Annotated in this window: 23 protein-coding genes; 8 read left to right on the forward strand and 15 right to left on the reverse strand. The window is 69.7% G+C overall.

The features are described 5' to 3' along the window. The first annotated feature begins 59 nt into the window (after positions 1–59). On the forward strand, positions 60–974 hold the full coding sequence (locus tag ACFP3H_RS22490; RefSeq protein WP_378608973.1) for a cation diffusion facilitator family transporter: 915 nt from the start codon (positions 60–62) through the stop codon (positions 972–974). A gap of 318 nt (positions 975–1,292) precedes the next feature. Beyond that, positions 1,293–2,243 carry a cation diffusion facilitator family transporter gene (locus ACFP3H_RS22495; RefSeq protein WP_378608975.1) on the forward strand — a complete coding sequence of 317 codons (951 nt, stop codon included), beginning with the start codon at positions 1,293–1,295 and terminating at the stop codon, positions 2,241–2,243. A gap of 4 nt (positions 2,244–2,247) precedes the next feature. Here the strand turns inward: ACFP3H_RS22495 and ACFP3H_RS22500 are convergent, their stop codons facing one another. Both ACFP3H_RS22500 and ACFP3H_RS22505 read right to left on the reverse strand, forming a co-directional pair. Beyond that, the gene (locus ACFP3H_RS22500) at positions 2,248–3,717 is read right to left on the reverse strand and encodes a phytoene desaturase family protein (RefSeq protein ID WP_378608976.1); all 1,470 of its coding nucleotides are present in this window, start codon (positions 3,715–3,717) and stop codon (positions 2,248–2,250) included. A 101-nt stretch (positions 3,718–3,818) separates the two neighbouring features. Further along, on the reverse strand, positions 3,819–4,397 hold the full coding sequence (locus tag ACFP3H_RS22505) for a TetR/AcrR family transcriptional regulator (protein ID WP_378608977.1): 579 nt from the start codon (positions 4,395–4,397) through the stop codon (positions 3,819–3,821). 291 nt (positions 4,398–4,688) lie between these two features. Between ACFP3H_RS22505 and ACFP3H_RS22510 the strand changes: the two genes are divergently transcribed. Continuing rightward, complete coding sequence (locus tag ACFP3H_RS22510) at positions 4,689–6,176, forward strand: ATP-binding protein (RefSeq protein ID WP_378609563.1); 1,488 nt, start codon at positions 4,689–4,691, stop codon at positions 6,174–6,176. Then, on the forward strand, positions 6,173–6,871 hold the full coding sequence (locus tag ACFP3H_RS22515; protein WP_378608978.1) for a response regulator: 699 nt from the start codon (positions 6,173–6,175) through the stop codon (positions 6,869–6,871). The genes ACFP3H_RS22510 and ACFP3H_RS22515 overlap by 4 nt, the downstream gene beginning before the upstream one ends. Before the next feature lie 153 nt (positions 6,872–7,024). On the opposite strand, the gene ACFP3H_RS22520 is transcribed toward ACFP3H_RS22515, so the two are convergent. The 3 genes from ACFP3H_RS22520 to ACFP3H_RS22530 all read right to left on the reverse strand — a co-directional run bounded on the left by ACFP3H_RS22520 (position 7,025) and on the right by ACFP3H_RS22530 (position 10,599). Then, positions 7,025–8,353 carry a cytochrome P450 gene (locus ACFP3H_RS22520; RefSeq protein WP_378608979.1) on the reverse strand — a complete coding sequence of 443 codons (1,329 nt, stop codon included), beginning with the start codon at positions 8,351–8,353 and terminating at the stop codon, positions 7,025–7,027. A 107-nt stretch (positions 8,354–8,460) separates the two neighbouring features. Beyond that, a complete protein-coding gene (locus tag ACFP3H_RS22525) occupies positions 8,461–9,174 on the reverse strand; it encodes a TIGR03089 family protein (RefSeq protein WP_378608981.1) in 714 nt (237 codons plus the stop codon). Between the two features lie 3 nt (positions 9,175–9,177). Then, positions 9,178–10,599 (reverse strand): LCP family protein, encoded by a 1,422-nt coding sequence (locus tag ACFP3H_RS22530; RefSeq protein ID WP_378609565.1) that lies wholly within the window; start codon positions 10,597–10,599, stop codon positions 9,178–9,180. Positions 10,600–10,800: 201 nt separating this feature from the next. Between ACFP3H_RS22530 and rfbD the strand changes: the two genes are divergently transcribed. The 3 genes from rfbD to manB are packed head-to-tail and all read left to right on the forward strand — an operon-like array spanning position 10,801 to position 13,677. Beyond that, positions 10,801–11,649, forward strand: coding sequence for a dTDP-4-dehydrorhamnose reductase (gene rfbD / locus ACFP3H_RS22535; RefSeq protein ID WP_378608982.1), 849 nt, complete (start codon positions 10,801–10,803; stop codon positions 11,647–11,649). A gap of 59 nt (positions 11,650–11,708) precedes the next feature. Then, positions 11,709–12,566: a glycosyltransferase family 2 protein gene (locus ACFP3H_RS22540; protein WP_465263772.1), complete on the forward strand. Its 858-nt coding sequence runs from the start codon at positions 11,709–11,711 to the stop codon at positions 12,564–12,566. Positions 12,567–12,597: 31 nt separating this feature from the next. Beyond that, entirely contained in the window at positions 12,598–13,677 is a 1,080-nt protein-coding gene (gene manB / locus ACFP3H_RS22545) for a mannose-1-phosphate guanylyltransferase (RefSeq protein WP_378608985.1), read from the forward strand. A gap of 59 nt (positions 13,678–13,736) precedes the next feature. Here the strand turns inward: manB and ACFP3H_RS22550 are convergent, their stop codons facing one another. The 9 genes from ACFP3H_RS22550 to ACFP3H_RS22590 all read right to left on the reverse strand — a co-directional run bounded on the left by ACFP3H_RS22550 (position 13,737) and on the right by ACFP3H_RS22590 (position 25,381). Next, positions 13,737–14,111, reverse strand: a complete 375-nt coding sequence (locus ACFP3H_RS22550; RefSeq protein ID WP_378608987.1) for a Fic family protein — start codon at positions 14,109–14,111, stop codon at positions 13,737–13,739. Continuing rightward, the gene (locus ACFP3H_RS22555; RefSeq protein WP_378608988.1) at positions 14,112–14,324 is read right to left on the reverse strand and encodes a toxin-antitoxin system HicB family antitoxin; all 213 of its coding nucleotides are present in this window, start codon (positions 14,322–14,324) and stop codon (positions 14,112–14,114) included. It lies immediately after the preceding gene. 39 nt (positions 14,325–14,363) lie between these two features. Next, complete coding sequence (locus tag ACFP3H_RS22560) at positions 14,364–15,941, reverse strand: carboxylesterase/lipase family protein (RefSeq protein WP_378608990.1); 1,578 nt, start codon at positions 15,939–15,941, stop codon at positions 14,364–14,366. 293 nt (positions 15,942–16,234) lie between these two features. Next, positions 16,235–20,125, reverse strand: a complete 3,891-nt coding sequence (locus ACFP3H_RS22565; RefSeq protein WP_378608991.1) for an ABC transporter ATP-binding protein — start codon at positions 20,123–20,125, stop codon at positions 16,235–16,237. Continuing rightward, positions 20,122–21,465 carry an LLM class flavin-dependent oxidoreductase gene (locus tag ACFP3H_RS22570; protein WP_378608993.1) on the reverse strand — a complete coding sequence of 448 codons (1,344 nt, stop codon included), beginning with the start codon at positions 21,463–21,465 and terminating at the stop codon, positions 20,122–20,124. Before ACFP3H_RS22570 ends, ACFP3H_RS22565 begins: the two co-directional genes overlap by 4 nt. Before the next feature lie 11 nt (positions 21,466–21,476). Beyond that, a complete protein-coding gene (locus ACFP3H_RS22575) occupies positions 21,477–22,217 on the reverse strand; it encodes an ABC transporter ATP-binding protein (RefSeq protein WP_378608994.1) in 741 nt (246 codons plus the stop codon). Then, positions 22,193–23,044: an ABC transporter permease gene (locus ACFP3H_RS22580; RefSeq protein WP_378608996.1), complete on the reverse strand. Its 852-nt coding sequence runs from the start codon at positions 23,042–23,044 to the stop codon at positions 22,193–22,195. Before ACFP3H_RS22580 ends, ACFP3H_RS22575 begins: the two co-directional genes overlap by 25 nt. Further along, positions 23,041–24,084 (reverse strand): ABC transporter substrate-binding protein, encoded by a 1,044-nt coding sequence (locus ACFP3H_RS22585; RefSeq protein ID WP_378608998.1) that lies wholly within the window; start codon positions 24,082–24,084, stop codon positions 23,041–23,043. Before ACFP3H_RS22585 ends, ACFP3H_RS22580 begins: the two co-directional genes overlap by 4 nt. A gap of 172 nt (positions 24,085–24,256) precedes the next feature. Beyond that, positions 24,257–25,381 carry an ROK family protein gene (locus ACFP3H_RS22590; RefSeq protein ID WP_378608999.1) on the reverse strand — a complete coding sequence of 375 codons (1,125 nt, stop codon included), beginning with the start codon at positions 25,379–25,381 and terminating at the stop codon, positions 24,257–24,259. 105 nt (positions 25,382–25,486) lie between these two features. On the opposite strand from ACFP3H_RS22590, the gene ACFP3H_RS22595 reads away from it, so the two are divergent. Next, on the forward strand, positions 25,487–25,702 hold the full coding sequence (locus ACFP3H_RS22595) for an FmdB family zinc ribbon protein (RefSeq protein ID WP_378609001.1): 216 nt from the start codon (positions 25,487–25,489) through the stop codon (positions 25,700–25,702). Positions 25,703–25,708: 6 nt separating this feature from the next. On the opposite strand, the gene ACFP3H_RS22600 is transcribed toward ACFP3H_RS22595, so the two are convergent. Next, the gene (locus ACFP3H_RS22600; protein WP_378609002.1) at positions 25,709–25,984 is read right to left on the reverse strand and encodes an Rdx family protein; all 276 of its coding nucleotides are present in this window, start codon (positions 25,982–25,984) and stop codon (positions 25,709–25,711) included. Between the last annotated feature and the right edge of the window lie 10 nt (positions 25,985–25,994).

Here is a 25,994-nt window from a genome sequence, read left to right on the forward strand (position 1 = left end):
CCGATCGCGCACTACGCTGTTGCGAGTCGTGGTCAGCGAACGGAAGGGCGGACAGGGATATGTCGGCTGGTGGTGGCAAAAAGGCGATCGTCGCGGCGTTGACCGCCAATGCGGGGATCGCGGTGGCGAAGTTCATCGGCGCGTTCATCACCGGATCGGCCTCGATGATGGCCGAAGGTGTGCACTCGGTGGCCGACACCGCCAACCAGGGGCTGCTGCTGGTCGGGCAGCGCGCCGCGACCAAGGACGCCGACGAACTGCACCAGTTCGGCTACGGCCGCAACCGCTACTTCTACTCGTTCGTCGTGGCGCTGGTGCTGTTCACCCTCGGCTCGGTATACGCGGTCTACGAGGGCATCCACAAGATCCAGCACCCCGAGGAGCTGAGCCAGCCGATCGTGGCGATCGTGATCCTGGTGATCGCGATCGGCCTGGAAACCTTCTCGTTCCTCACCGCGGTGCGCGAATCCCGGCCGCTCAAGGGCGATTCGAGCTGGTGGCGGTTCATCCGCACCTCGCGCAGCCCCGAACTGCCGGTGGTGCTGCTCGAGGACACCGGCGCGCTGATCGGCTTGGTGCTCGCCCTCGGCGGCGTCGGCCTGACCATGGCCACCGATGATCCGATCTTCGACGGCATCGGCACGCTGTGCATCGGCGTGCTGCTCGGCGTGATCGCGGTCGTGCTGATCGTGGAGATGAAGAGCCTGCTCATCGGCGAAGGCGCCACCCCGGAACAGGGTCGCCTCATCCGCGAGAACCTGGTCGACGGCACCAAGATCACCTCGGTGATCCACCTCAAGACCGAATACCTTGGCCCGGACGAGATGCTGGTGGCCGCGAAGGTCGCCATCGCCCCGAACCTCGACGTGGCCGGGGTGGCCGATGCGATCGACTCGGCGGAGATGCGAGTCCGCGCCGCCGTTCCGACTGCGCGGCTGATCTATTTGGAACCAGACCTCTACCGCACGCAGTAGTATTTGCGGCTGGCGCCGCGGTTCTCGGCGCTTAACTCCGCCTCTTCCCTCCCTCCGGGCACTCCTTCGTCGCACCCTCCGGTCAGTCCAGAGGCGGAGGCGCGCCGAGAACACCCAGGGATGCTGGACCCAGGTGTTTGAACTGGGTTTGTGATGGGGGTCGACGGTTTCCGGTGGGGGTCGACGGTTCCCGGTCGGAGTCGACGGTTCCCGGTCGGAGTCGACGGTTCTCGGTCGGGGTCGGCGGTTCTCGGTGGGGGTCGGCGACACGGGGTGAGGTCGGGGGGTCTGTGCGGGCGTTGGCGGTAGCGTTTCGGTATGGCCGAGCAGGGTGAAGACAGCAAGATCGCGATCCTCGCCGCACTCGGGGCGAACGCGGGGATCATGGTCGCGAAGTTCATCGGCGCGTTCATCACCGGGTCGTCGTCGATGCTGGCCGAGGCCGTGCACTCGGTGGCCGATACCGGTAACGAGGCGCTGCTGCTGGTCGGGCGCAATGCCGCCGATCATCCGCCGGACAAGCTGCACCAGTTCGGGTACGGGCGCAATCGCTACTTCTACTCGTTCGTGGTCGCGCTGGTGCTGTTCCTGATGGGCTGTGTGTTCGCGATCAACGAGGCGATCCACAAGATCCGGCACCCGGAGGAAATCGAGTCGCCCTGGGTCGCGATCGGCATTCTCGGGGTGTCGATGCTGCTCGAGGGCGGCAGTCTGCTCACCGCGCGCAAGCAGTCGGTGCCGCTCAAGGGCAAGAACTCGTGGTGGCACTTCATCCGCAACACCCGCAATCCCGAACTGCCGGTGGTGCTGCTCGAGGACGCGGGCGCGGTGATCGGGCTGCTGTTCGCGCTGGCGGGCGTGAGTCTGTCGGTGATCACCGGCAACGGCGTGTGGGACGGTGTCGGCACACTGCTCATCGGCACCCTGCTCGGCGTGAACGCGGTCATCCTGATCATCGAGACCAAGAGCCTGCTCATCGGCGAGGGCGCGACGAGCAAGGACGACGCCGCGATCCGCGCCGCGCTGCTGGCCGATCCGCGCATCGAACGGGTGATCCGCCTGCAGAGCCAGTACCTGGGCCCGCAGGACCTGCTGATCAACGCCAAGGTCGCGGTGCATTCCGGGCTCGACATCACCGAGGTGTCGGCGGCGATCGATGCCGCCGACGAGCGCATCCACGCGGCGGTGGCCAGCGCGTGCACGATCTACCTCGAGCCGGACGTGTTCCGACCCGAGCTGGTCCACGACCCCGCGAAGAAGCCGACCTGATCGGTCAGCGGTAAGCCGGCGCCGATCCGCGCAGCAGGTCGAGCGGGTCGGTGACGATGCCGAACCGCTTGCGCAGCAGGTGATGTGCGGCGTGCAGACCGGACATGCCGTGCACGCCCGGTCCCGGCGGTGTCGACGAGGAGCACAGGTAGGTGCCCGGGATCGGCGTGGAGTACGGGTTCCAGCGGGCCAGCGGTCGGAACAGGGTCTGGCGGGTGGTCATCGCCCCGGCGGAGATGTCGCCGCCGATGTAGTTGGCGTTGTGGTCGGGCATGAACGCCGCCGGGGTGACATGTTTGGCCAGGATCAGGTCGCGGAATCCGGGGGCGAACCGTTCGACCTGGTCGATCACCTGCTCGCTGATATCGCGATCGGACCCGTTGGGCACGTGGGCGTAGGTGTAGAACGTGTGCTTGCCCGCGGGCGCCCTGGTGGGGTCGACGACGCCGGGTTGGATGGCCAGCACATAGGGCTTGTCGGCGAAAACGCCCGAGTCGACCTGATGTTCGGCGTACGCGGCCTCGGCCCTGGTGCCGACCAGGTGCAGGGTGCCCGCGAGATCGGCGCCCTCGGCGGCCCACGGCACGGGACCGTCGAGGGCGAAGTCGACCTTGCACGCGGCGTTGCCGTACCGGAATCGCCCGAGGCCGTGGCGGTATCGCTCGGGCAGGCGGTCACCGGCCACGCGCAGGAGTTCGGCGGGCGAGGTGTCGAACAGCACCGCGCGCGCGGCGGCGAGTTCGGCGAAGTCGTCGACCCGGTGTCCGGTCACGACTTCGCCACCGTGACTTTCGATGTCGGCGATCATGGCGTTCGCGATGGCCTGGCTGCCGCCGCGCGGGATCACCCAGCCGCCCGCGTGTGCGAGGGTGCCGAGCAGCAGGGCGGCGCCGACGGCGGGGAACGCGCGCGGTGAGGTGATGGCGTGGGCGGCGACCCCGCTGAACATGGCGGGCGCGATGTCGCCCTGGAAGATGGTGTCCGACAACGGCGATGCCTGTTCGAGCAGCCGTGTCGCGAACTTGATGCCGGTGGCGATCTTCAACGGCGGATGCCGCAGATCGCACATCGCGAGATCGACCACGTCGGGCCAGTTCTCGACCAGCGGGCCGAACAGCGTGCGCCAGGCGCGGCCGTCGCCGCCGAGGTCGGCGACCGTGGATTCGAGGTTGCGCCAAGCCAATCCGGCGACGCCGCCGTCGAGGGGATGGGCGTAGGACACGGTCGGGGTGAGCAGGTCCACCCCGTGCGCGGCCAGATCGAAGGCCCGGAAGAACGGGGATGCCTTCGCCATGGGGTGCGCGCCCGCGCAGACATCGTGGTGGAAACCGGGCAGCGTGAGTTCGGCGGTGCGCGATCCGCCGCCCGCCTGCTCCTGCGCTTCCAGCACCCGCACCGACAGTCCGGCGCGAGCGGCGATCACCGCCGCGGCAAGCCCGTTCGGCCCCGACCCCACTACTACGACTTCTACCATCGCCGTCCCTTCGCCCTCGGTCGCTCCGCCGGTCCGCGTCGTTGCCTCCAACCTACGCGGAGCGCGGTGCCCGTCGGCGTGCGCTCGGTCACCCGCCACACTCAGCCAGTCGCCGCGCTTGTTCCGTCGACGAGCAGGGCGATGCGTCGTTCGCGGAGTTCGGGGCGGAGTCGGCCGGCGCGTTCGAGGGTGGCCAGGCCGTGCAGGGCGGCCCAGGCGAGTTCGGTGCGGGCGCCGAGGTCGTCGCCTTCGGCGTCGGGGACGAACATCGCTTCCAGGCCGGCGAAGGCGTCGACCAGGGGCTTGGGCGCGTCGAGGCCGAAGACGAGGTCGGTCTTCTGTTGGAAGATGGCGTCGTAGCGGGCCGGGTTGGCCGCGGCGAAGTCGAGGTAGGCGCGGGTGACGGCGGCGATCACCGCGGTTCGGTCGGTTGCCTGCGCGCGGGCTCGGCGCAGGTTCTCGGCGAGTTCGACACAGCCCTCGAGCGCGACGGCGCCGACGATGGCCGCCTTGTTCGCGAAGTGGCTGTAGAGCACGGGCTGGCTGTATTCGATGCGGTCGGCCAGTTTGCGGATGGTGACCGCGTCCCACCCGTCGGCTTCGGCCATCTCGCGCGCGGCGTCGATGATCCGCTGGTGCCGGTCGGCGCGTTCGCGTTCCTTGCGCTGCTGGGTGCTCATGCTCGAAATCCTAGCAGCGCTAGACAGGACGCCGTGGCGTACCGGCCGGTATCGTGCTGATCCGCGAATGCGCCGGATGCGACGGCGGCGACCATCGGACGAAACACTCGATGGGTAGGGTCGCCTACCGCGGGGTAGTTGAACTCATGTCCAAGAGTTCTGGGAACTACTGTGATCGCCGTCTCATCGGTGCGTAAGGTTCTATCGAGGTTCGGAGGCAAGAGAGTGCGACGAGGACGACTGTCGCTCGCGGGACAGGCCTTCGTATGGCAGCTGGTGGTGTTGGCGTTGATGATCGCGGTCGGCACGATCCTGGCTGTGTTCGACGCCAAACGCGACCACGACGTCGCCGCCGAACTCCAGGTCCGCGATGTCGCGGTCACGGTGGCGCGCTCGCCCTCGACCCTGGCCGGGGTGAACTCGCCCTACCCGAGCGGGGTGTTGCAGCCGACCACCGAGCGGATCAGGGCGGCCACCGGCATGGACTTCATCGTGGTGATGGCGCCGGATCGCACCCGCTACACCCACAGCAACCCCGAGCAGATCGGCAAACCGTTCGTCGGCAATATCGACGGCGCGCTGGCCGGGCAGACCCTCACCGAGACCTTCACCGGCACGCTGGGCCCCTCGATCCGCGCGGTCGCGCCGGTCTACGACAACGGCAAGGTGGTCGCGCTGGTCTCGGCCGGCGTCACCCGGGCCAAGATCAGCACCCAGGTCGCCTCCCAGTTGCCGCTGATCCTCGGAGTGGCCGCGGTGGGGCTGGCCCTGGCCGCGCTGTCGTCGTTCCTGATCAGCCGCAGGCTGCGCCGCCAGACCCACGGCATGGCGCCCGACGAGCTCCGCGCGCTCTACGAGCACCACGACGCGGTCCTGCACTCGGTGCACGAGGGCCTGGTGGTCTTCGGCGCCGACGCCGACGCGGCCGAGGTGGTCAACGATCAGGCGCGCACCCTGCTCGACCTGCCCGAGGGTCCGGTGTATCGCGCCGACCTGCCGGTGTCGCTGCGGCAGATGAGCGCCGGGGTGGTGCGCGACGAGACGCACGTGACCACCGACCGGATCCTGCTGGTCAACCAGGACCTGGTGAGCTGGGAGGGCCGCGAGATCGGCACCGTGCTCACCATCCGCGATCAGACCGAACTGCGCGCGGTGCTCGGCGAGCTCGACTCGGTGCGCAGCTTCGCCGAATCGCTGCGGGCCCAGGCCCACGAGGCCGCCAACCGCCTGCACACCGTGGTCACCATGGTCGAACTCGGGCGCCCCGAGGAGGCGGTCGCCTTCGCCACCGCCGAATTACAGCTGTCCCAGGTTCTGATCGACCGGCTGCTGGCCGCCGTGGGCGATGCCGCGCTGGCCGCGCTGCTGCTGGGCAAGGTCGACCAGGCCGCCGAGCGTGGGGTGAGCCTGGCGATCAGCGAGGACACCGCGCTGGACTCCACCGATCCGCTCTCCGCGCACGAGACCGTCACCCTGGTCGGCAATCTGATCGACAACGCGATGGACGCGGCCGCTGGCACCGCCGACAAGCGCGTCGAGGTGTCGGTCTGTCATCGCGACGGCGCGCTGTGGGTGCGCGTGTCCGACAGCGGGCCGGGCATGTCGGCGCAGATGTTCTCGCGGGCCGCCGAACGCGGCTACACCACGAAATCCGACCACGCGGGCCTCGGCCTCGCCCTGGTGCACCGCCTCGTCGATCGACACGGCGGCACCATCACCACCACGGCCGCACCACACAGCGCGGTCACCGTTCGCATTCCGTTGAGGGAGAAGCCATGATCCGGGTCCTGATCGTCGAGGACGAACCGCTGATCGCCCAGGCCCACCGGGCCTATCTCGAACGGCTCGACGGTTTCGTCACCGGCGGGGTCGTGCACACCGGGCGCGACGCGCTGCGGGTGGCCGCCGAGGCGATCGCCGAGGGCAACCCGTTCCACCTGGTGCTGATGGATATCGGACTGCCCGATATCAGCGGTCTGGATGTGGCGGCGGCGCTCAACGGGTTGCAGCCGCGCCCCGACGTCATCTCGATCACCTCCGCCCGGGAACTGAACATGGTCCGCAACGCGGTCGCGCACGGGGTGGTGCTGTACCTGCTCAAGCCGTTCACCTTCGCCGCGTTCCGGGAGAAGCTGGAGCGCTACCGCGATTTCGACACCGCGCTGCCGGCCGGCGAGGCGGCGTTGTCGCAGTACGACATCGACCGCGCCCTCGGCGCCCTGCGCACCGCCGACCAGAAGGCCGGTGCGCCGAAAGGCGTGGTGCAGCACACCCTCGAGGAGGTCTCGCGGGCGGTGCGCTCGGCCGAATCCGGCATCACCGCCACCGATGCCGCCGCGGTCGTGGGCGTTTCCCGGATCACGGCCTGGCGGTATCTCGAGAAGCTGGCCGATGACGGATTGGCCGAGCGCCGTGCGGATTACGGTCGCGCCGGTCGCCCGAAGACCCGCTACCGCTGGCGCGCGAGCACCTGAGCGGTCCGCGCCGACTGCCGCACGGACGCGGTCGTGTCGTGCGGACCACCCGCCACCGGATGACAAGTCTCGAGAGGACTCGCACCGGACCGGTCGCTCCCGCCATGTCGTCAGGCGGGAGCCACCGTCGCCGGCGACGCATCTCGGTCGGTCTCACACCGGCCGGGCTGCTCCCGCCATGTCGTCGGGCGCCGACGTTCGCGCGACCGGACCCAGGTCGACCGGCATGTGCTCGAACCCGTGCAGCGTGAACAACTTTCGCCGCACCGGTTCACCGCGCACCCGCAGGTTCGGGTAGCGCGCGTAGAGCGCGCCCAGCGCGTGCACGGCTTCCATCCTGGCCAGGCTCGCGCCGAGGCAGACGTGGATTCCGCTGCTGAATGCCACGTGCTCTTTGAGATTCGTGCGGCCGATGTCGAAGCGGTGCGGGTCGGGGAAGACCGCCGGATCGCGGTTGGCTCCGGCCAGCGACAGGATCACTGTCGTGCCCGCCCGCAACCGCGTCCCCTCGATCTCGACATCCTCGAGCGCCTGGCGCGCGGTGGTCTGCACCGGCGGATCGAAGCGCAGCGTCTCCTCCACCACATCGGCCCAGCGCGCGGGATCGGCCTGGGCCAGGGCGAGCTGGTCGGGATGGGCCGACAGGGCCCACACGGCGTTGCCGATGAGGTTGACCGTCGTCTCGAACCCGGCCCCCATGAGCAGGCTGGCCCCGGCCTGGAGTTCGCGCAGACTCAGATCACCGGAGCTGACCAGGGTGGACAGGATGTCCTCGCCGGGGGCGCGACGCAACGTGGCGATGTGGTCGGCGAGGTAGTCGTCCATCTCCTCGATCGCGACCATCGCGGCCCGATACGACGCCCACGAGGTGCCGATGTCGAGCAGCGGGGTCACCTTGTCGCCCCAGGCCAGGAAGCTCTCGCGGGCCGAGGCCGGGAAGCCGAGCATGTCGGCGATGATCGCGATCGGCACCCGGGCCGCGAAGTCGGTGATCAGGTCCACCGAGCCGTCGGCGGGCATGGCGTCGAGCAGTTCGGCGGTGACCACCTCGACCCGCTCGCGCAGCCGGGCGATGGCGCGCGGGGTGAACGCCGAGGCCACCGGCCTGCGCATCCTGGTGTGTTCGGGCGGGTTGAGCACCAGCATCGACGGCGGTTCGACCGGGTTGGGCGGCAGGGTGACCCGCTCGGCGAGGGCCCGCCACGCGGTGGGCAGCTCCTCGCCGAGTGCGGGTCGCACGCCGAAGCGCGGGTCGCGCAGCATCGCGCGCACCGGTGCGTGGTCGAAGGCGGCGTGGGCGAACGACCGGCGCTGGATGCCGCCGCCTGCGCGCAGTTCGTCGAGCAGCGGGTACGGCTCCACGTACCCCCGCTGCCCGCCGAGCAGCGTCGCGAACGGATCACCGCGTCGGATCCGCCAGCGCAGTATCGCGCGCGGCGCCCCGTGTTCGGCTGACCAGCGAACCCAATAACGACCGTTCATCGCCACCCCTTTGTCCGTGAAAGTCCAAGTCCGACTTCCACGGTACGGGTGGGGTGTGACACATACCACGTACCCGAGGTGGAGCGTCACCGATACCCGGGTAGGAGTCAGCGTCGAACGGTGACCTTCTCGGTGACGACGCGATGGTCGAGGCCGGCGGGGTCGGGGTTGACCACCTGGACCAGCGAGGCACCGGCGTACAACACCGCGACGAACCCGTCGATCAACTCCTCGACGGTCTCCCACGGCGTACTCGACAGCACCCGGTCACCGGTGGAAAAACCCTGTGCCGCAGCGGATTTGCGCGCCATGGACAACACCTCGCCGACCGAGAGCCCGTCGAGCGCGGCACGGAACCCACCGGGCAGGAACTGGTCGCCGTGCACCCGCACCGCGGACGCGAAATCGGTGACGCCCACGGGCAGGTCGCGCACGGGCGTTCCCATCGCGTCCAACGACAGCACGGCCACCTCGCCGACACCGTCGGCGTCGTCGAGCCGGTCGGGGGTGACCAGGGCCAGGTCGGCATCGGGGTCGGGGGTGAGCACCACTTCGGTTCCCGCCCACCAGCATCCGAGCAGCACCGCGGCGGTCTGCCAGTGCGCGGGCAACAGCACCGCGACCCGAGCGCCGGGGCTGAGCGCGAACTCGTCGCGGATCAGGTTGGCGGTCTTGGCCGCCCAGTTGGCCAGCGTCAGCCCGGACAGCTCGATGCGGGCGCCGGTGGCGTCGTCGTACCAGGTGACGCGCGGCCCGGCGGGGTCGCGTTCGAGGATCGGGTCGAGCAGGGCGTCGGTCAGGGTCGAATTCGGCTCACGCATGGGTCAATTCACACATTTCGGTCCGTTCTGGCCTGCGTCGATCGGCGGGGCGGGCGGTATCGGTGTTCCGGTCGCCGGGGATGTCGGATCGAAATCGAACATGCCGCCGGCAGTCGAGCCCGGACCAGAATAGTCGCTCGCCAGGATGACACTCACGGTATCGGGCGACAGAGTCGGATCGCCGACCACGGTCAGTCCGCCGAGTGCCTCGGCCACGGCGGCCGCCTTCGGGTCGTCGGTGTCGTGGGCGAGCACGCGGCTCGAGCTCACGGTGCCGCCGGTGTAGTTGCCCACCGCGCCCTCCCGGAAACCCTTGCCGGTCAGGGCGGCCGACACCGTGGCGGCGAGTCCGGTGGCGCCGCCGGCGTTGTGCACGTTCACCGTCACCGAGCTCGGATCCGTGGCCGACGCGGCGGTGACCTCCTCGGGGCGCTTGTCCCCCACCAGCCCGGCGACGAAGTTCTGCACGGTGCGCGGATCGACCTTGACCACCGACTCCCCCGCCGAGGTCATGCTGTCGAGGTCGGCGACGGGGATGGTCTCGAAGGCCACTTCGCCGCCGGAGAGGTCCTTGAGCTGTTGCAGGAAGGCGAGCACGTCCCAGTCCTCGTCGAGGACCACCGTGCGCCCGACCGCCTCGCTGATCTGGCTGAGCTTGCTCGGGTTGGCCAGGGTCTTGGCGTTGAGCATCTGCCCGACCAGCTGCGCCATGAACACCTGCTGGCGCACGATCCGGTCGATGTCGCCGCGTTCGAGGCCGTGGCGCTGGCGCACGAAACTCAACGCCTCCTGCCCGTCGAGGCGCTGGCGTCCGGCGGGGAAGTCCGCGCCCGACATCGGTTCGTCCACCGCCTGATTCAGACACACCTCGACCCCGCCGACCGAGTCGGTGAGCAGCACGAACCCGAGCAGGCTCACCTCGGCGTAGTGGTCGACGCTGATGCCGGTCAGGTTTGCCACGGATTTGATCAGGGCCTGCCGACCGGCCTTGGTCGACTCCTTCTCGGCGTCGGCCTCGGAGCTGCCCTCGGCGAGCAGGGCGGCGCGTTTGGTCTCCTTCGTCGAGCCGTAGGCGGAGTTGATCTTGGCCTTGCCCTGGCCGGCGATGTCGACGTAGGAGTCGCGCGGGATGGAGATCGCGGTGGCCGAGCGGCCGTCGTTGGGCACCCGGATCAGCACGATGGTGTCGGTGTTGGTGCCCACCTCGTCGCCGGCGTGCAGCATCGCCTTCTCGGCCGCGGTGAGCGGATTGCCGTGCGCGTCGGTGCGGCTGTCGACCCCCACCAGCAGGATGTCCACGGCGCCGTCGCGTCCCCCGCCGAGTCCGAGCCCGCCGATCCGGTCGATATTGGCGATCAGGTTGTCGACACTGCGCCAGGCGAATCCGGTGAGCGCCAGCACCAGCACCGCCGAGATCGCCACCATGACTTTGGCCGGGCCGAGCGCGCCCGTGGGTGGACCGACCGGTCGTGTCGACTCTCGCACTCGTGCATCCTCTCGACGAACTCCGCGCCACCCTCGGCGTACTTCCCCCCGGCGAACCCCGCCTCAGTGTTGCCCCAGGCTAACCAACAGTTACCACACTCGGGCTCAACCGCTGGTGCCCCGGCGTGCCAGACTGGCCGCGTGAACGCCGATTTCCGTGCCCCCGCCGTGCTCGTCACCGGTGCGGGCGGACAGCTGGGACAGCAGCTCCTTCGGCTGGCGCCCACCGCGCGCGCGGTCTCGCGCGCCGAGCTCGACATCACCGACCGCGCCGCCGTCGAGGCCGCGCTGACTCCTGAGACGGTCGTGCTCAACTGCGCGGCGTATACGGCCGTCGACGCGGCCGAGACCGAGGTCGAGGCCGCTTTCGCCGCCAATGCCACCGGCCCGGCCGTGCTCGCGGCCGCCTGCGCGGCGGTGGGCGCGCGCCTGATCCATGTCTCCACCGACTACGTATTCCCCGGAAACGCGCGCCTACCCTACGAGCCCGCCGACCCCACCGGACCGGCCACCGTCTACGGCCGGTCGAAACTGGCCGGTGAGCGGGCGGTGCTCGAGCTGGGCGGCCAGGTGGTGCGCACGGCGTGGGTGTATTCCGGTGTCGAGGGGGATTTCGTCGCGACCATGCGCAGGCTGGAGGCCGAACGCGACACCGTGCGCGTGGTGAACGACCAGTTCGGCTCCCCCACCTACGCCGCCGATCTCGCGGCCGCCCTGCTGGAACTGAGCACCCGCCCCGCCACCCCCCGGGTGCTGCACGCCACCAACTCCGGCACCGCCACCTGGTTCGACCTCGCCGTGGCCGTTTTCACCGACCTCGGCGCCGACCCGGCCCGCGTGCGGCCGTGTACCTCGAGCGAGTTCCCCAGACCCGCACCGCGCCCGGCGTATTCGGCGCTGTCCCCGGCGGGGTGGAACGACGCCGGTCTGACTCCGCTTCGGCCATGGCGGATCGCGGTCACCGACGCACTGCGCCGATTGTCCGACTAGGCTCCGCAGTCGTGAACGCAGCAGACGCAGCCGATTCTCCAGCCCCCGCCGGCCTTGCCGTGGTCACGGTGACCTATTCACCGGGTGAGCACCTCGAGCATTTCATCACCACCCTGACCGAGGCGACCAGCGAGAAGCCGCAGGTCATCCTGGCCGACAACGGGTCCACCGACGGTGTGCCCGAACTCGTCGCCGAGGCCAATTCGCACGTCACGCTGCTGCGCACCGGCGGCAATATCGGCTACGGCGGCGCGATCAACCGGGCCGTGGCCGAGATCGACCCGTCGATCGAGTTCGTGATCCTGGCCAACCCGGACATCCGCTGGGGCGTCGATTCCATCGACAAGCTCCTCGAAGCCGCGAAGCGCTGGCCGCGCGCGGGCGCGTTCGGGCCGATGGTCCGTGAGCCCGACGGCAGCGTCTACCCGTCGGCGCGCCGCGTGCCCGGTCTCGCCGACGGCGCAGGCCACGCCATCCTGGGCTCGGTCTGGCCGAAGAACCCGTGGTCGGTGCGCTACCGCCAGGAGAACGAGCAGCTCACCGAGCGCGTCGTCGGCTGGCTGTCGGGTTCGTGCCTGCTGGTGCGCCGCGCCGCCTTCGACACCATCGACGGTTTCGATTCGCGCTACTTCATGTACATGGAGGACGTGGACTTCGGTGACCGCATGGGCAAGGCGGGCTGGCACAATATCTTCGTCCCCGACGCCGAGGTGACCCACGCCAAGGGCCACGCCGCGGGCAAGCATCCCGAACTGATGCTGCCGGCCCACCACGCCAGCGCGTACCGCTTCCAGGCCGATCGGCATCCGCACTGGTGGCAGGCACCGCTGCGGGGGGCGTTGCGGGCCGGACTTGCGGTTCGCTCCCGGATTGCGGTTCGATCGGCGCTGCGCGAGAAAGCGCGAACCGGGGCCTAGGGCACCGGTCACTGTGAACAGGGGAATTTCGATGGCAGGCAATGCAGGCACCGACGCGGTCATCCTCGTCGGCGGACAGGGCACGCGGCTGCGTCCGCTGACCCTCTCGGCGCCCAAGCCCATGCTGCCGACGGCCGGGCTGCCGTTCCTGACCCACCTGCTGGCCAGGATCGCCGACGCCGGGATCACCCACGTCGTGCTCGGCACCTCGTTCAAGGCCGAGGTCTTCGAGGAGCACTTCGGTGACGGTTCCGAGCTGGGCCTCGACCTCGAGTACGTGACCGAGACCGAACCGCTGGGCACCGGCGGCGGTATCCGCAATGTGCTGCCCAAGCTGCGCGCGGACAACGTGATGGTGTTCAACGGTGACGTGCTCGGCGGCACCGACCTGGGCGCGATCCTCGACACCCACGAGTCGACCGGCGCCGATGTGACCCTGCACCTGGTCCGGGTGAGCGATCCGCGCGCCTTCGGCTGTGTGCCGACCGACGCCGACGGCCGGGTCACCGCGTTCCTGGAGAAGACCCAGGATCCGCCGACCGACCAGATCAACGCCGGTTGCTACGTGTTCCGTCGCGAGTACATCGAGAAGATCCCCACGGGTCGCCCGGTCTCGGTCGAGCGCGAGGTCTTCCCCGCGCTGCTGGCCGAGGGTGCCCGCGTGCAGGGCCACGTCGACGCCTCCTACTGGCGCGATATGGGCACCCCCGAGGACTTCGTGCGCGGCTCGGCGGACCTGGTCCGCGGCATCGCCCCCTCCCCCGCCCTGCCCGGCCAGCGCGGCGAGTCGCTCGTGCATCCCGGTGCCGGGGTGGCGCCGGGCGCGCTGCTCATCGGCGGCACGGTGGTCGGTCGCGGCGCCGAGATCGGCGCGGGCGCCCGCCTGGACGGCGCGGTCATCTTCGACGGCGCCGTCGTGGAAGCGGGCGCGACCGTCGAACGCTCCATCATCGGCTTCGGCGCCCGCATCGGCCCCCGCGCCCTGGTCCGCGACGGCGTCATCGGCGACGGCGCCGTGGTCGGCGCCCGCTGCGAACTGCTGCGTGGCGCCCGCGTGTGGCCCGGCGTCGTCATCCCCGACGGCGGCATCCGCTTCTCCACCGACGTCTGATCCGCCGCTCGTGGCCGCCGTCGAAACCGACGGCGGCGGCCCGATTCCCGACGGAGGGATCACTTCTGCGCGGTGGCATTCGATCGGACCGCGAACTGCTCGGCGATCCAGGCGACCTCGGTGCGTTCGGTGGCGACGGTCTCGATCAACGCGACCACGGCCGCAGGGGCGATGCCGGGAACGAGTCCATAGCAACCCAGCAGGAGTCGAACGGCCACCCACGCCGTCATCTTGTCGCCCTCGGTGAAGGGTTGATCCCGGATGACCGATTGGAAGACCGCCGCAGCCTTCGACTCGGGTGTCGGATACGCCTCGCGCCCGAGCACAATCTGGTCCGCTCTCGTCGCAGCTGCGGCGACGAGGCCTAGATCACGAATCGCGCCCTGACCTTCGGTGACTCGCTGGTTGCACTTGATCAGCGCTTCCGGGCGCACCTACTCGGCTTCCCGGATCAGCGCGAGCAGATCCGCGTCCTCGACCATGACGCGCTCCAGGATGGCATCCTCCTTACGGCTGAGCGCGCGCACGGCGACCCAGTCCCGGAGCGCATCGCAGATAGCGCTGTTGAGGGACATGTGCGCGGCGTCGGCTTCCGCCGCGGCGGCGGTGTGTAGGTCGTCGGGCAGCCGCAGGTTCAGATTCGACATAGCACCACATTAGCACCACTTACCGAAGGTCTCGGCGGTTCAGCCGAAGCCGACGGCCTGGTCGCCCCAGGCGTTGTGCAGGTCGGCGTCGGGGTTGTCGACGACGCGGTCGATGGTGTCGATGAGCAGGGTGGAGCGGGCGGCGGGGCGGTAGTGGGGCCAGTGTTTGGAGCCGTCGATGGCGGCGGGGACGCTGTGTTCGGCGAAGGCCAGCCAGCGCCGTTGCATCCGGCCCGAGACCGCCACCGAGGCTTTGCGCCCGCCGAGCCAGAAGGTCGGGTCGTGGTTGAAGGTGCCGAAATTGCCGAAGACATAGGGCAATTCGGTGGCGTGGCCCGCGCCGACCCTGGCCGCCTTGAGCATCGGGGTGGCGTAGTCGAAGCGGTACATCCAGGTCGGCGAGTGCTGGGCGTGGCCCTCGGCGACCCAGGCGGCGGGCATCCGGAAGGCCGCGTCGGTCGACATGGCCAGTGCCCCACGGGTTTTGGTGAGGTCGGGGTAGGCGGAGGTGATCTCGGCGATCCGCTCGGGCGCCATCTCCGGGTGCGAGGCCGCCACATCGCGCAGCATGGTGTTCACCGCGTCGGGCGTCACCGGCATGATGGGCGAGCGCAACACTCGAAACAGTGACGCCTCATCGCGATTGGTGCCGATCAGCAGCGGCACCCGGTGCGAGCGACCCTGCTGGAACCGGTCGATCGGATAGCCGGGCAGCAGGTCGCCGTCGACCACCGGCGCGGCGGCGAGCCTGCCGGGTTCCTTGATCGGCACCTCGTCCAACAGCACCGCGCCGATCTCGACGAGTTGCTCGATCGGCAACTCCAGCAGGCGATTCGCCTCGCCCGGCGTGAGCTCGAGCAGTTCCAGATAGCGCTGCCCGACGATCGCGGCCCGCTCCTGCCCGAAAACCGTGGTGGCGGGCGGACTCTGGGCGATGGCCTTGTGGAACAGCCCGGCCGCGGCGGGTGAGGTGAGCAGCGCGGTCACGCAGCCCGCGCCGGAGGACTCACCGAACACCGTCACATTGCCGGGGTCGCCACCGAAGGCGGCGATATTGTCGCGCACCCACGCGAGCGCGGCGAGCTGATCGTGCAGGCCGAGGTTGGCGGTGAACTGCTCGCCGAACGCGGACAGGTCCAGGAAGCCGAGCACGCCGAGCCGGTAGTTCACCGACACGACCACCGCGTCACCGGCCTCGGCGAGTTTGCGCCCGTCGTAGATGGTCTGCGCGGCGGTGCCGAGGCAGTAGGCGCCGCCGTGGATCCACACCAGCACCGGGCGCGGTTCGCTGTCGCTGGGCTGGGGGCGCGGGGACCACACGTTGAGCCACAGGCAGTCCTCGCCCATCTGCAGGTCGGAGTCGACCGGCACCATCGCGCCCATCGCCTGCGGGGCGATATCGCCGAACACCACGCAGTCGCGCACGCCGTCCCACGGCTGCGGCGGTTGCGGGGCGGCGAAGCGTCGCGGTCCGGCGGGGGCGGCGGCGTAGGGGATGCTGCGCCACACGGCGACCGGTCCGTCCCAGGTGCCGCCCACGATGCCGTATTCGGTCTGTGCCAGCGGGTCGGCCTCGTGCGTCCGCAGGTCGGGGTCGAGATCGGACTGAATGCTCATCGCACACCTCCTAGCCGGCGCGACCGCACGGTGCCTGGGTATTTGCTCCCGCTGGTCGCCGCACCTGGTGACTTCCTATGAGGGTACGTGCGCACCGCCCGGTCGCGCGATCATCGCGCCATTTCCGCAGGTAACCGTTACCTTGCGATACAGGTGTTACCCCCGGAGCACGGGCTTACGCGGCGGTCACGAGACGGATTCGGGGGATATTTCCCACCCGTCGGGGCCGTGCGAACACCGAGGTCGACCGTCGCCCGGACCGGCTGCCCGCGCGACGATCGACCTCGATCCGATTAGCTGGAAATACGCTGCGCCGCGTCGTCGACCCGGCGCGGCGTGTCATCCTCCCCCGAGAGCGACCCGCCCACGGCGTTGTCGTGCCGCGTGTCCTCGCCGACATAGGCCGCCCACAGCCGCCGATACGCACCGTCGACCGCGACCAGTTCCGCGTGCGTGCCGACCTGCACCAGCGCACCCCCGCCGACCACCACGATCAGGTCCGCGTCGGCGGCGGTGGCCAGCCGGTGCGCCACCACGATCGTGGTGCGCCCGGCCGTCAGCACGTCCACCGCCGCGCGCACCCGCGCTTCGGTGGCCAGATCCAGGGAGGCGGTGGCCTCGTCGAGGATGAGGATGTCCGGGTCGATCAGCTGCGCCCTGGCCAGCGCCAGCAATTGGCGCTGCCCGGCCGAGAGGCTGCGCCCGTGCGCGCCGATCGGCTGGTGGTAGCCGTGTTCGAGCGCGGCGATCATCTCGTGCGCGCCGACCGCCCGCGCGGCCCATTCGATATCGGCGGGCGCGGCCTCGGGGCGACCGTAGGCGATGGCCTCGCGCACGGTGTCGCCGAACAGGAACGGTTCCTGCGGCACCACCCCGAGCCGTTTGCGGAAGTCGCGCAACCGGTATCGGCGGATGTCGACCCCGTCGACGAGCACCGCGCCCCCGGTCGGGTCGTAGTACCGGGCGAGCAGTTTGACCAGGGTCGATTTGCCCGCGCCGGTCTCGCCGACCAGCGCGACCTTCTGGCCCGGTTCGATCCGCAGGTCGATGCCGTCGAGCACGGTGCGCGTGCGCGAGGAATAGCCGAAGCTCACCGCGCGCAGTTCGATCGCCCCGTCGAGACCGGTGACCGGCAGCGGATCGTCGGCTTCGGGGGTGTCGACGGGGGTGCGCAGCAGCTCGCCGATCCGGTCGACGCCGACGACGGCCTGCTGGTAGCTGTCGAACACCTGCGAGAGCTGCTGGATCGGCGCGAACAGCAATTCGATGTAGAGCAGGAACGCGATCAGCGTGCCCGCGGTGAGCACGTCGTCGCGGACCTGATGCACGCCCACGGCCAGGACGGCCGCCGTGGCGATCACCGACATGAGTTCGATGCATGGGAAGAACACCGCCATCAGCACCTGCGAGCGCAGCCGCGCGTTGCGGTAGGCCCACGACCTGCCCTCGAACTCGTTCTGGTTCACCGATTCTCGACGGAACGCCTGGGTGACGGTGATGTTGTCGACGTTCTCCTGAAGGTAGGCGTTGACCGCGCTCACCCGCTCGCGGGCCAGGTTGTAGGCGGGCACCGACGCGCGCCGAAACGCCACGGTCGCCACCCCGAGCACCGGCAGCAGCACGAGCACCACCACGGCCAACTCGGCATCGATCACCAGCAGCGCGGTGACCACGCCGGCGATGGTGACGGTGCTGGTGAGCGCGGTGGCCAGGCCGGTTTGCAGGAACGCCGAGAGCCCGTCGATGTCGGTGGTCATCCTGGTCATGATCCGGCCGCCCAGTTCGCGCTCGTAGTACTGCAGGCCGAGTCGTTGCAGGTGGGCGAAGGTTTTCAGGCGCAACCCGTAGAGCAGTCGCTCGCCGACGCGTCCGGTGACGCGCACCTGGGCCACGCTGATCGCCCAGTCCACCACCACGACCACGATGGCCAGCGCGGCCGCGCCGATCACCACGTTCCTGGCGCCGGCGAGGACACCGTGGTCGATGCCGTAGCGGACCAGGAACGGGATCAGCACCTGGGCGACGGCGTCGAGGCCGACCAGTCCGAGTCCGGCCAGCAGCGGCCAGGTGAACGGGCGCAGCAGTCGCGGCAGGGAGAACGCGGTGTCGGGGGTGTGCGAGAAGGACCGGTCGACCTCGGGTTCGCCGGAGACCGGCGGCAATCGGTCGAGCAGGGCGACGATATCGCCGCTGGGTGGCGCACTGGCCATCATGCCCCCGGCCACGCCACCGCCACCGCCCGCGGGCGCACCCGCCGACCTGCGCGCGAACGCCCTGGCGAGGTGTTCCATGGTGCGGTCGTCGTCGGCGTCGACATCCGGCGCCACCCACAGTTCCTCGGTGGCCACGCGCGCGGTGTCGTGCTGGGGATCGACCCCGATTCCGACCACTTCGGGCGGGGTGAACAGCGCGCGGAACAGTTCGCCGGAGCGTTGCAGTTCGCGCAGGGTGCCCAGTTCGGCGACGCGGCCGCCGTCGAGGACCGCGACCCGGTCCGCCAGCGACTGCGTCGAGATGCGGTGCGCGACAACGATGGTCGTGCGTCGGCGGACCTCGGCGGCGATGCGCTGGTAGATCAGTTCCTCCACCTGCGCGTCGATGGCGGAGGTGGCGTCGTCGAGTACCAGCACCGGCGCCTCGGTGAGCAGGGCGCGGGCCAGGGCGATGCGTTGGCGTTGGCCGCCCGAGAGTCGTTGTCCGCGTTCGCCGATGGTGGTGTCGAGGCCCTGCGGTAGGGCGGTGACGAACTCGTCGGCGGCGGCGAGGAACAGCGCGTGCCAGACCTGCTCGTCGCTCGCGTCCGGCCTGCCGTAGGCGACATTGGCCCGGATCGAATCGGCCATCAGGTGCGTGTCCTCGAAGACCATCGCCACCTGCGCGCGCGGATCCGCCAGCTCCCGCAGGTCGACACCGTCGAAAAGCACGGCGCCGGAATCGGGTTCGAGCAGGGCAGGCAGCAGCGACACCAGGATGGTCTTGCCGCTGCCCGCCCCGCCGGCGATGGCCACGGTCTCCCCGGAACCGATCCGCAGGTCGAGGCCATCGAGGATCGGGGTGTCGTCGAAACCGAAAGTGACCGAATCGAATTCGATCGACGGCGGTTCGGTCTCGGACGCGCCTCGTGTCCCCACCACACCAGGCGTGCCGAGCTCGGTCCGCGCCCCGACACGGCCACGCGTCGCGTCCACCGGTGCGGCACCGGCCGATTCGCGCGCCGGGTCCGACGAACCGGTGTCCCCCGGCGCCTCGATCACCTCCCGCACCCGATCCAGCGACGCCTTCCCCTGCTGACTCACCGTGAGCAGCATCGAGAACTGCCGCACCGGCCCCACGAACGCGCTCAGATAGGTCATGAACGCCAAAAATGTGCCGAGCGTGATGGATTGACTCAGCGCGAGCAACCCGCCGACCACCAGGATCAGCGCCTGCCCGGCCGCGGGCACCGCCTGCACGACCGGGGTGAATCGACTGGTGATCCGCGCGACCCGCAACCGCGACCGGTACAGCACCCGCGCGCTCGCGCTCAACTGATCCAGCTCGTAGCGCTCCTGCCCGAACCCCTTGACCACCCGCACCCCGGCCACCGCGGCCTCGACCTGCATCGCCACCTCGGCGGCGCGGGCCTGGGCGTCCCAGTTCGCGGGGAACAGTTGGCGTTGGCTGCGCCGGGTGACCACCCACAGCCCCGGCAGCACCAGCAGCGCGATGAGCGTGAGCGCGGGCGACATCACCGTCATCAGCGCCAGCACCGCCACCAGCAGCGCCACATTGCCCGCGATCATCGGAATGAGTTGCAGGAACATCTGAATCAACGTGACATCGGTGATCGCCCGGCTCACCACCTGCCCGGTGCGCAACTGCGCCTGTTCGCGGCCGCTGAGCCGCAGCAGCGCGGCGAACAGGTCACCGCGCAGATCGTGCTGCACCCCCAGCGACAGTTCCGAGGACGCGACCCGGCGCGCGTAGGACGCGCCGAACCGGGCCACCCCGAGCACCAGCAGCAGCACCACCCACGGCGTCACCGAGGCCGCGGTGGCGCTGAGGGTGTCGACCACGTGGCGCACCACCAGCGGCAGCGTCGCGGTGAGCAACGCCGCCGCCAGTGCGCCGGTGTAGGCCAGGATCACCAGTCGCCGGTGCTCGAGACAGCGGCGGGTCAGGTAGCGGATCCAATCCGATCTCATCGGGCTGCCACGAGCGCGTCCGCCTCGTCGAACTGGTTGGCCGGGCGCGCGAGGCCGTAGTGGCCGCGCAGCGTGGTCTCGGTGTACTCGGTGCGGAACAGGCCTCGCTCCTGCAGGATCGGCACCACCTCGTCGACGAACCGGTCCAGGCCCGAGGGCAGCACGGCGGGCATGATGTTGAACCCGTCGGCCGCGCCCTGGCGGAACCAGTCCTCGATGGCGTCGGCGACCTGCACCGCGGTCCCCGCGAAGGTGCGGTGGCCGCGTCCGCCGCCGAGGCGGGCGATCAGTTCACGCAGCGTGAGGCGTTCGCGGCGAGCCAGATTCACGATGAGGGTGAAGCGGCTCTTGGCGCCTTCGATGTCGTCCTCGGTGGGCAGGTCCGCGGGCAGTTCGCTGTCGAGGTCGAGCTCGTCGATGGGCAGTTTGAACCGTTCGGCGAGCTGCTTGCGGGCGTATTCGGGCGAGATCAGGCGGGCGAGTTCGGCGTCGAGTTCGCGGGCGTGTTCCTCGGTGTCGCCGATGATCGGGACGATGCCGGGCAGGATCTTGATGGACTCGGGGTCGCGACCCGCGGCGATCGTGCGGGCCTTGAGGTCGGTGTAGAAGTCCTTGGCGTCCTCGAGTGTCTGCTGCGCGGTGAACACGGCCTCGGCGTAGCGGGCGGCGAATTCCTTGCCGTCCTCGGAGGATCCGGCCTGCACCAGCAGCGGGTAGCCCTGCGGTGAGCGCGGCAGGTTCAGCGGGCCGTCGACCCGGAAGTGCTCGCCCCTGTGCAGGATCTTGCGCACCTTGGCGGCGTCGGCGTGGATGCCGAGTTCCTTGTCGGCCACGATGGCGTCGTCGTCCCAGCTGTCCCACAGTTTCGTCGCCACGTCGACGAACTCGGCCGCCTTCTCGTAGCGCACCCGGTGGTCGGGGGTGTCGTCGAGGCCGAAGTTGCGGGCCGCGTCGGCGCCCGCGGTGGTGACGATGTTCCAGCCCGCGCGCCCGTTGCTGACCCAGTCCACCGAGGCGAACCGCCGCGCCAGGTTGTAGGGGTCGTTGTAGCTGGTCGAGGCGGTGGCGATGAGACCGATCCGGCTGGTCTGCACGGCCACCGCGGTCAGGATCACGGTCGGCTCCAGCTTGCCGCTGGGCCTGCGACCCGGATCGCCCATCAGCACGGGGCTGTCGGCGAAGAAGATCGAGTCGAGCTTGCCGCGCTCGGCGGTCTGGGCCAGCTTCACGTAGTAGTCGATGTCGGTGTGGGCGTGCGGGTCGCTCTCGGGCAGCCGCCAGGCCGCCTCGTGGTGGCCGACCGACATCAGGAAGGCGTTGAGGTGCAGGTGTTTCGACATGGTGGTGCCTTTCAGGCCGCGGTCTCGGCGACCCCGAGTGCGGTGAGCAGGGTGCGGCGGATGTGCTGGAACTCGGGCAGGCTCGGATCGCGTTCGCCGGGCAGTTCGACCGGCACGTCGACGGCGAGCCTGCCGTCGTCGAGCACGATCACCCGGTCGGCCAGCGCGACGGCCTCGTCGACATCGTGGGTGACCAGCAGCACGGTGGGGCGATGCCGGGCGATCAGGTCGCGCAGCAGGGCGTGCATCTTGAGCCGGGTGAGCGCGTCGAGCGCGCCGAAGGGTTCGTCGGCCAGCAGCAGGTCGGGCTCGCCGACCAGCGAGCGGGCCAGCGAAACCCGTTGCTGCTCACCGCCGGACAGCTCGCGCGGCCACGCGCGTTCGCGACCGGCCAACCCGACTTCGGCGAGCACCTGTTCCCCGGCGGCCCGGCGATGTCGCGGCTGCCCGTAGAGCACATTGGGCAGCACCCGCTGCCAGGGCAGCAGTCGCGAATCCTGGAACACCACCGAGGTTTTCGTCGGAATCCGCAGCGTGCCGCCGCCGTCGACGTCGTAGTCGAGACCGGCCAGCGCCCGCAGCAGCGTGCTCTTGCCCGAGCCGCTGCGGCCGAGCAGGGCGACGAACTGGCCGGGCGCGATGGTCAGATCGATCGAGTCCAGCACGGTGCGATCACCGAATTTTCTTGTCAGCGAGCGCACTTCGACGCCGACGACCTCGGTCTCGCTCACCCCGCGATAGTGCGTCGCCATGACAGCACCCTCCGTTCCACCAGCCGGATGGCCGAATCCGAGGCCAGACCGAAGATCGCGTAGACCACCAGGCCGACCAGGATCACATCGGCCTGCCCGTAGTTCTGCGCGTTCGACATCATCTTGCCCAGACCGTCGGTGGCATTGACGGTCTCGACCACGATCAGCACCAACCAGGCACTGGTGACCGAGAGCCGCAGCCCGAGGAAGAACCCGGGCAGCGAGCCGGGCAGCACCACGCTGCGAATGAACTGCGCGCGCGAAACACCCTGCACCTCGGACAGTTCCACCAGTTTCTGGTCGATGGTGGTGAGCGAGGCGTGGGTCTGGATGTACATGTGCACGACCACGCCCAGGGTGATGAGCACGAGCTTGAACTCCTCGCCGATGCCCAACCACAGGATCATCAGCGGGATCAGACCGAGCGTGGGAATGGCGCGCTTGATCTGGACGGGACCGTCGATGAGCGATTCACCCAGTCGCGACAGGCCCGCGATCACGGCGAGGGTGGTGCCGATGAGCACGCCGAAGACCAGTCCGAGCAGCACGCGTTGCAGCGAGACGCCCAGGTTGGCCAGCAGCGGCCCGTCGACCAGCAGTTCCCAGCCGGTGGCCACGACGGTCCACGGCGCGGAGAGTTTACGGTCGTCGATCAGTTCGAGCAGCGAGCCCACGGTCCACGCCCCGACCAGCAGGACGACGCCGAGCAGGCGGGCGGTGGGGATGGCCTTGCGCAGGCCGAGTCGGCGCAGGGCGCGCCGTTCGACGAAGCCGTCGTCGGTCGGCGCGGTGAGCGCGATGGCGGGGCGGGACAGCGCGATGGTCATTGCTGCCCCTTGCTGCGGTACGACGCGGACACCGCGTCGTGGGCGATGTTCTCGAATCGCCGGTCGAACAGTTCGCCCGCGGGGAACGAATCACCGAAGAAACCGGCCTTGGTGACCAGGTCGACGGTCTCCTGTTCCCACGCGATCGCCTCGTCCCAATTCTGCGGGAAATACGGCTTTTCCACGGTGGTCAGAATGCGTTTTCCGTCTTCGGCCGAGACCGACTGATCCTTGACGTAGTAGGCGTCGATCCATTCCTCGGGGTGTTCCCACGCCCATACTTCGCCGCGCGCCCAGAATTTCACGAATTCGGCGACCGCGGCGGCTTTGCTGTCGTCGCGCAACACCGAGGTGGGCGCCCACAGCACGCTCAGCGCGTCGACGGCGGGGGTCTCGACGGCGGTGGCGCCGTCGACCCGGTACTTGTCGAGGTATTTGGTCAGGCTGGGTTCACCCAGCGGCGCGACGTCGATTTCCTTGGCCTGTAGGGCGGTGAGGAATTTCGTGCTCGACAATTCGACCAGCTGCACCTCGTCGGTACGGATACCGGCGGCCTTCAGCGTGCGCAACACCACCAGTCCCTGGGCCTGACCGGGCGAGAATCCGATCTTCTTGCCGCGCAGGTCGGTGAGCCTGTTGACGTTGGACCCGGGCGCGGTGGCCAGCTTGTACAGCGGGGTCGTGCGCACCTTGACGCCGACGATCTTGGCCTCGAGGCCGGTGGCGTGCGCGTGGATCGGCGGGATGCCCGCATTGGTGGCCAGGTCGACCGAACCGCCGCGGAACGCCTGGATGACATCGGGTCCGGCCTGCACGGCGGGCCACGACGACACGGTGAACGAGAGCTTGTTCAGCTCGCCCGAGGCGGTCAGCGCCACCTTGGCGGTATTGGCGGCGATGGCGAGCGAGACGCCTGCGGGCACCTCGGTGGGCAGCGGGCCGGTGAGCGCGGCCCCGTCCTCCTCGCCGGTCGCGCAGGAGACGGCCAGCAGCGACGTGGCCGCGGCGAGAAGAGCTATTCGTCGAATACTTTTACGCACGGTGATTTCTCGGATCTGTCGAATGAATTGTCGGCGGCGGAATTTCGACGACGACAACACAGCACATCCGACGTGATCCGGACGACCCCGGCGGGCATTTCGTTCATGTCCACAACTGTCGCGCCCACCGCCGGTTTTCGTCAATATTCGACCGCCTTAAAATAACCTCGAATCAAACCGCGTGCGCGACCACGGTGTTGAGCGGATCGTCGAACAATTCCTGGAGCACCACCCCGGCCGCCGCCATCACCAGCACCTGGCCGGGAAACGACGAGGGCGAGATCACCTCGGCCGGGTTCGCGCCGATCGCGGAGTGCGCGCGCACCGCCTCGTCGTAGGCGTCCCGCACGCCGGGCACCGGCAAGCCCCGATCGATCAGGATCAGCGCCTCCGGGTCGATGAGGTCGATCAGCGCCGCGGCCACCTCGCCCATCGCCGTGGCGCGTTCGAGGAAGTAGTCGCGTTCCCCGCCGCCCGCCACGGCCGCCGCCACCAGGTCGGGCACGTCGTCGTAGTGTCCGACCGCGCGGGCCCGCGCCAGCAGCGCGTGATCGCCGAGCGCTTCGAGTGCGAATCTGTCCGTGGTGCCGAGTAATCGGGTGATCGAGCCCGCCCCGAAGCGCGGCCCGCAGTGGACACGGCCGTGCACGGCGATGGCGGCGTCGATGACATTGCCGACGAACAGCACGATCGAACTGGCCGAGCCGCGCAGGCGCCCGTAGAGCTGTTCGGCGTACACGGTGGCGCGGGTGTGGCTGTCGACGCTGACGGGCAAACCCGTTCGGGCGCCGAGGTATTCGCGCACGGGCACGTCGTGCCAGCGCAGATAGGAGTGATCCACGACCGACCCGGTGGCGGTGTCGACCCGGCCGCCGACCGCGACCCCGAGGCCGCGGATGCGCACGTGCTCGGCCAGGTTCGCGCCGACCGCGCGCACCCGTTCGACCACCGTGTCGAGGATGTCGTAGGGCGCGTGGGTGCGGTGGGGCACCTGTTCGCTGTGCAGCACCGACCCGGCGATATCGACCACCGCGACGGTGATCTGCACGGCCGCGATGTGCACCGCGAGCACCACATTGCCGACCGAATCCAGTGCGATCGGACTGTGCGGCCTGCCCACCCCGCCCGGACTCGCGGTCTCGGGCAACTCGACGAGCAACCCCGCCTCGACCAATGCCCGGCTCTGCCAGGTGACCGTGGCGGGTGAGACCCCCGCGTGCTTGGCCACCACGCTGCGCGGCGCCGACCCGAGGTCGAGTACCGCCCGCAACACCGCCCCCGCGCTACCGTTCGCCATGCGTCACCTCGTCATCACCGCTCGCGCTCACGCTACGGTCGGCGACGGCCGTGGCGAAGCGTTCAGCGCACCGTGATCGCAAGCATCGGCCCTTACACTGGGCCGATGCCGAACTACAGCTTCCGGTGTCGTTCCTGCGGCGACACCTTCGACGTCACCCGGCCGATGGCGCGCGCGAGCGATCCGGCGGTGTGCCCCGACGGCCACGACGACACGGTCAAACTGCTCACCACCTTCGGCACCGTGGGTCGCGGCGCGGCACCCGCGCCCGCGCCGGGACCGGCCGCGGGTGGTTGCTGCGGCGGGGGTCGGTGCTGCTGAGCGGGCTCAGTCGCGGCGGTCGACGTGGCCGAGGTCGCGCTCCGGCGCGATCCGGTCGCGGACCCGCTGCTTGAGCACCGAGATATCGGGGAAACCGCCGTCGGCCTTGCGTTCCCAGAGCTGCTCGCCGTCGAGGGTGATGCGGAAGATGCCGCCCTGGCCGGGCACCAGCGCCACCTCGCCGAGTTCGGTGGCGAACGTGCTCAGCAGTTCCTGGGCCATCCAGCTCGCGCGCAGCAGCCAGCGGCATTGGGTGCAGTACTCGATCGCGACACGGGGCATCCGGGCAGTA

It is taken from the genome of Nocardia lasii (genome assembly GCF_042658545.1).
Taxonomy (GTDB): Bacteria; Actinomycetota; Actinomycetes; order Mycobacteriales; family Mycobacteriaceae; genus Nocardia; species Nocardia lasii.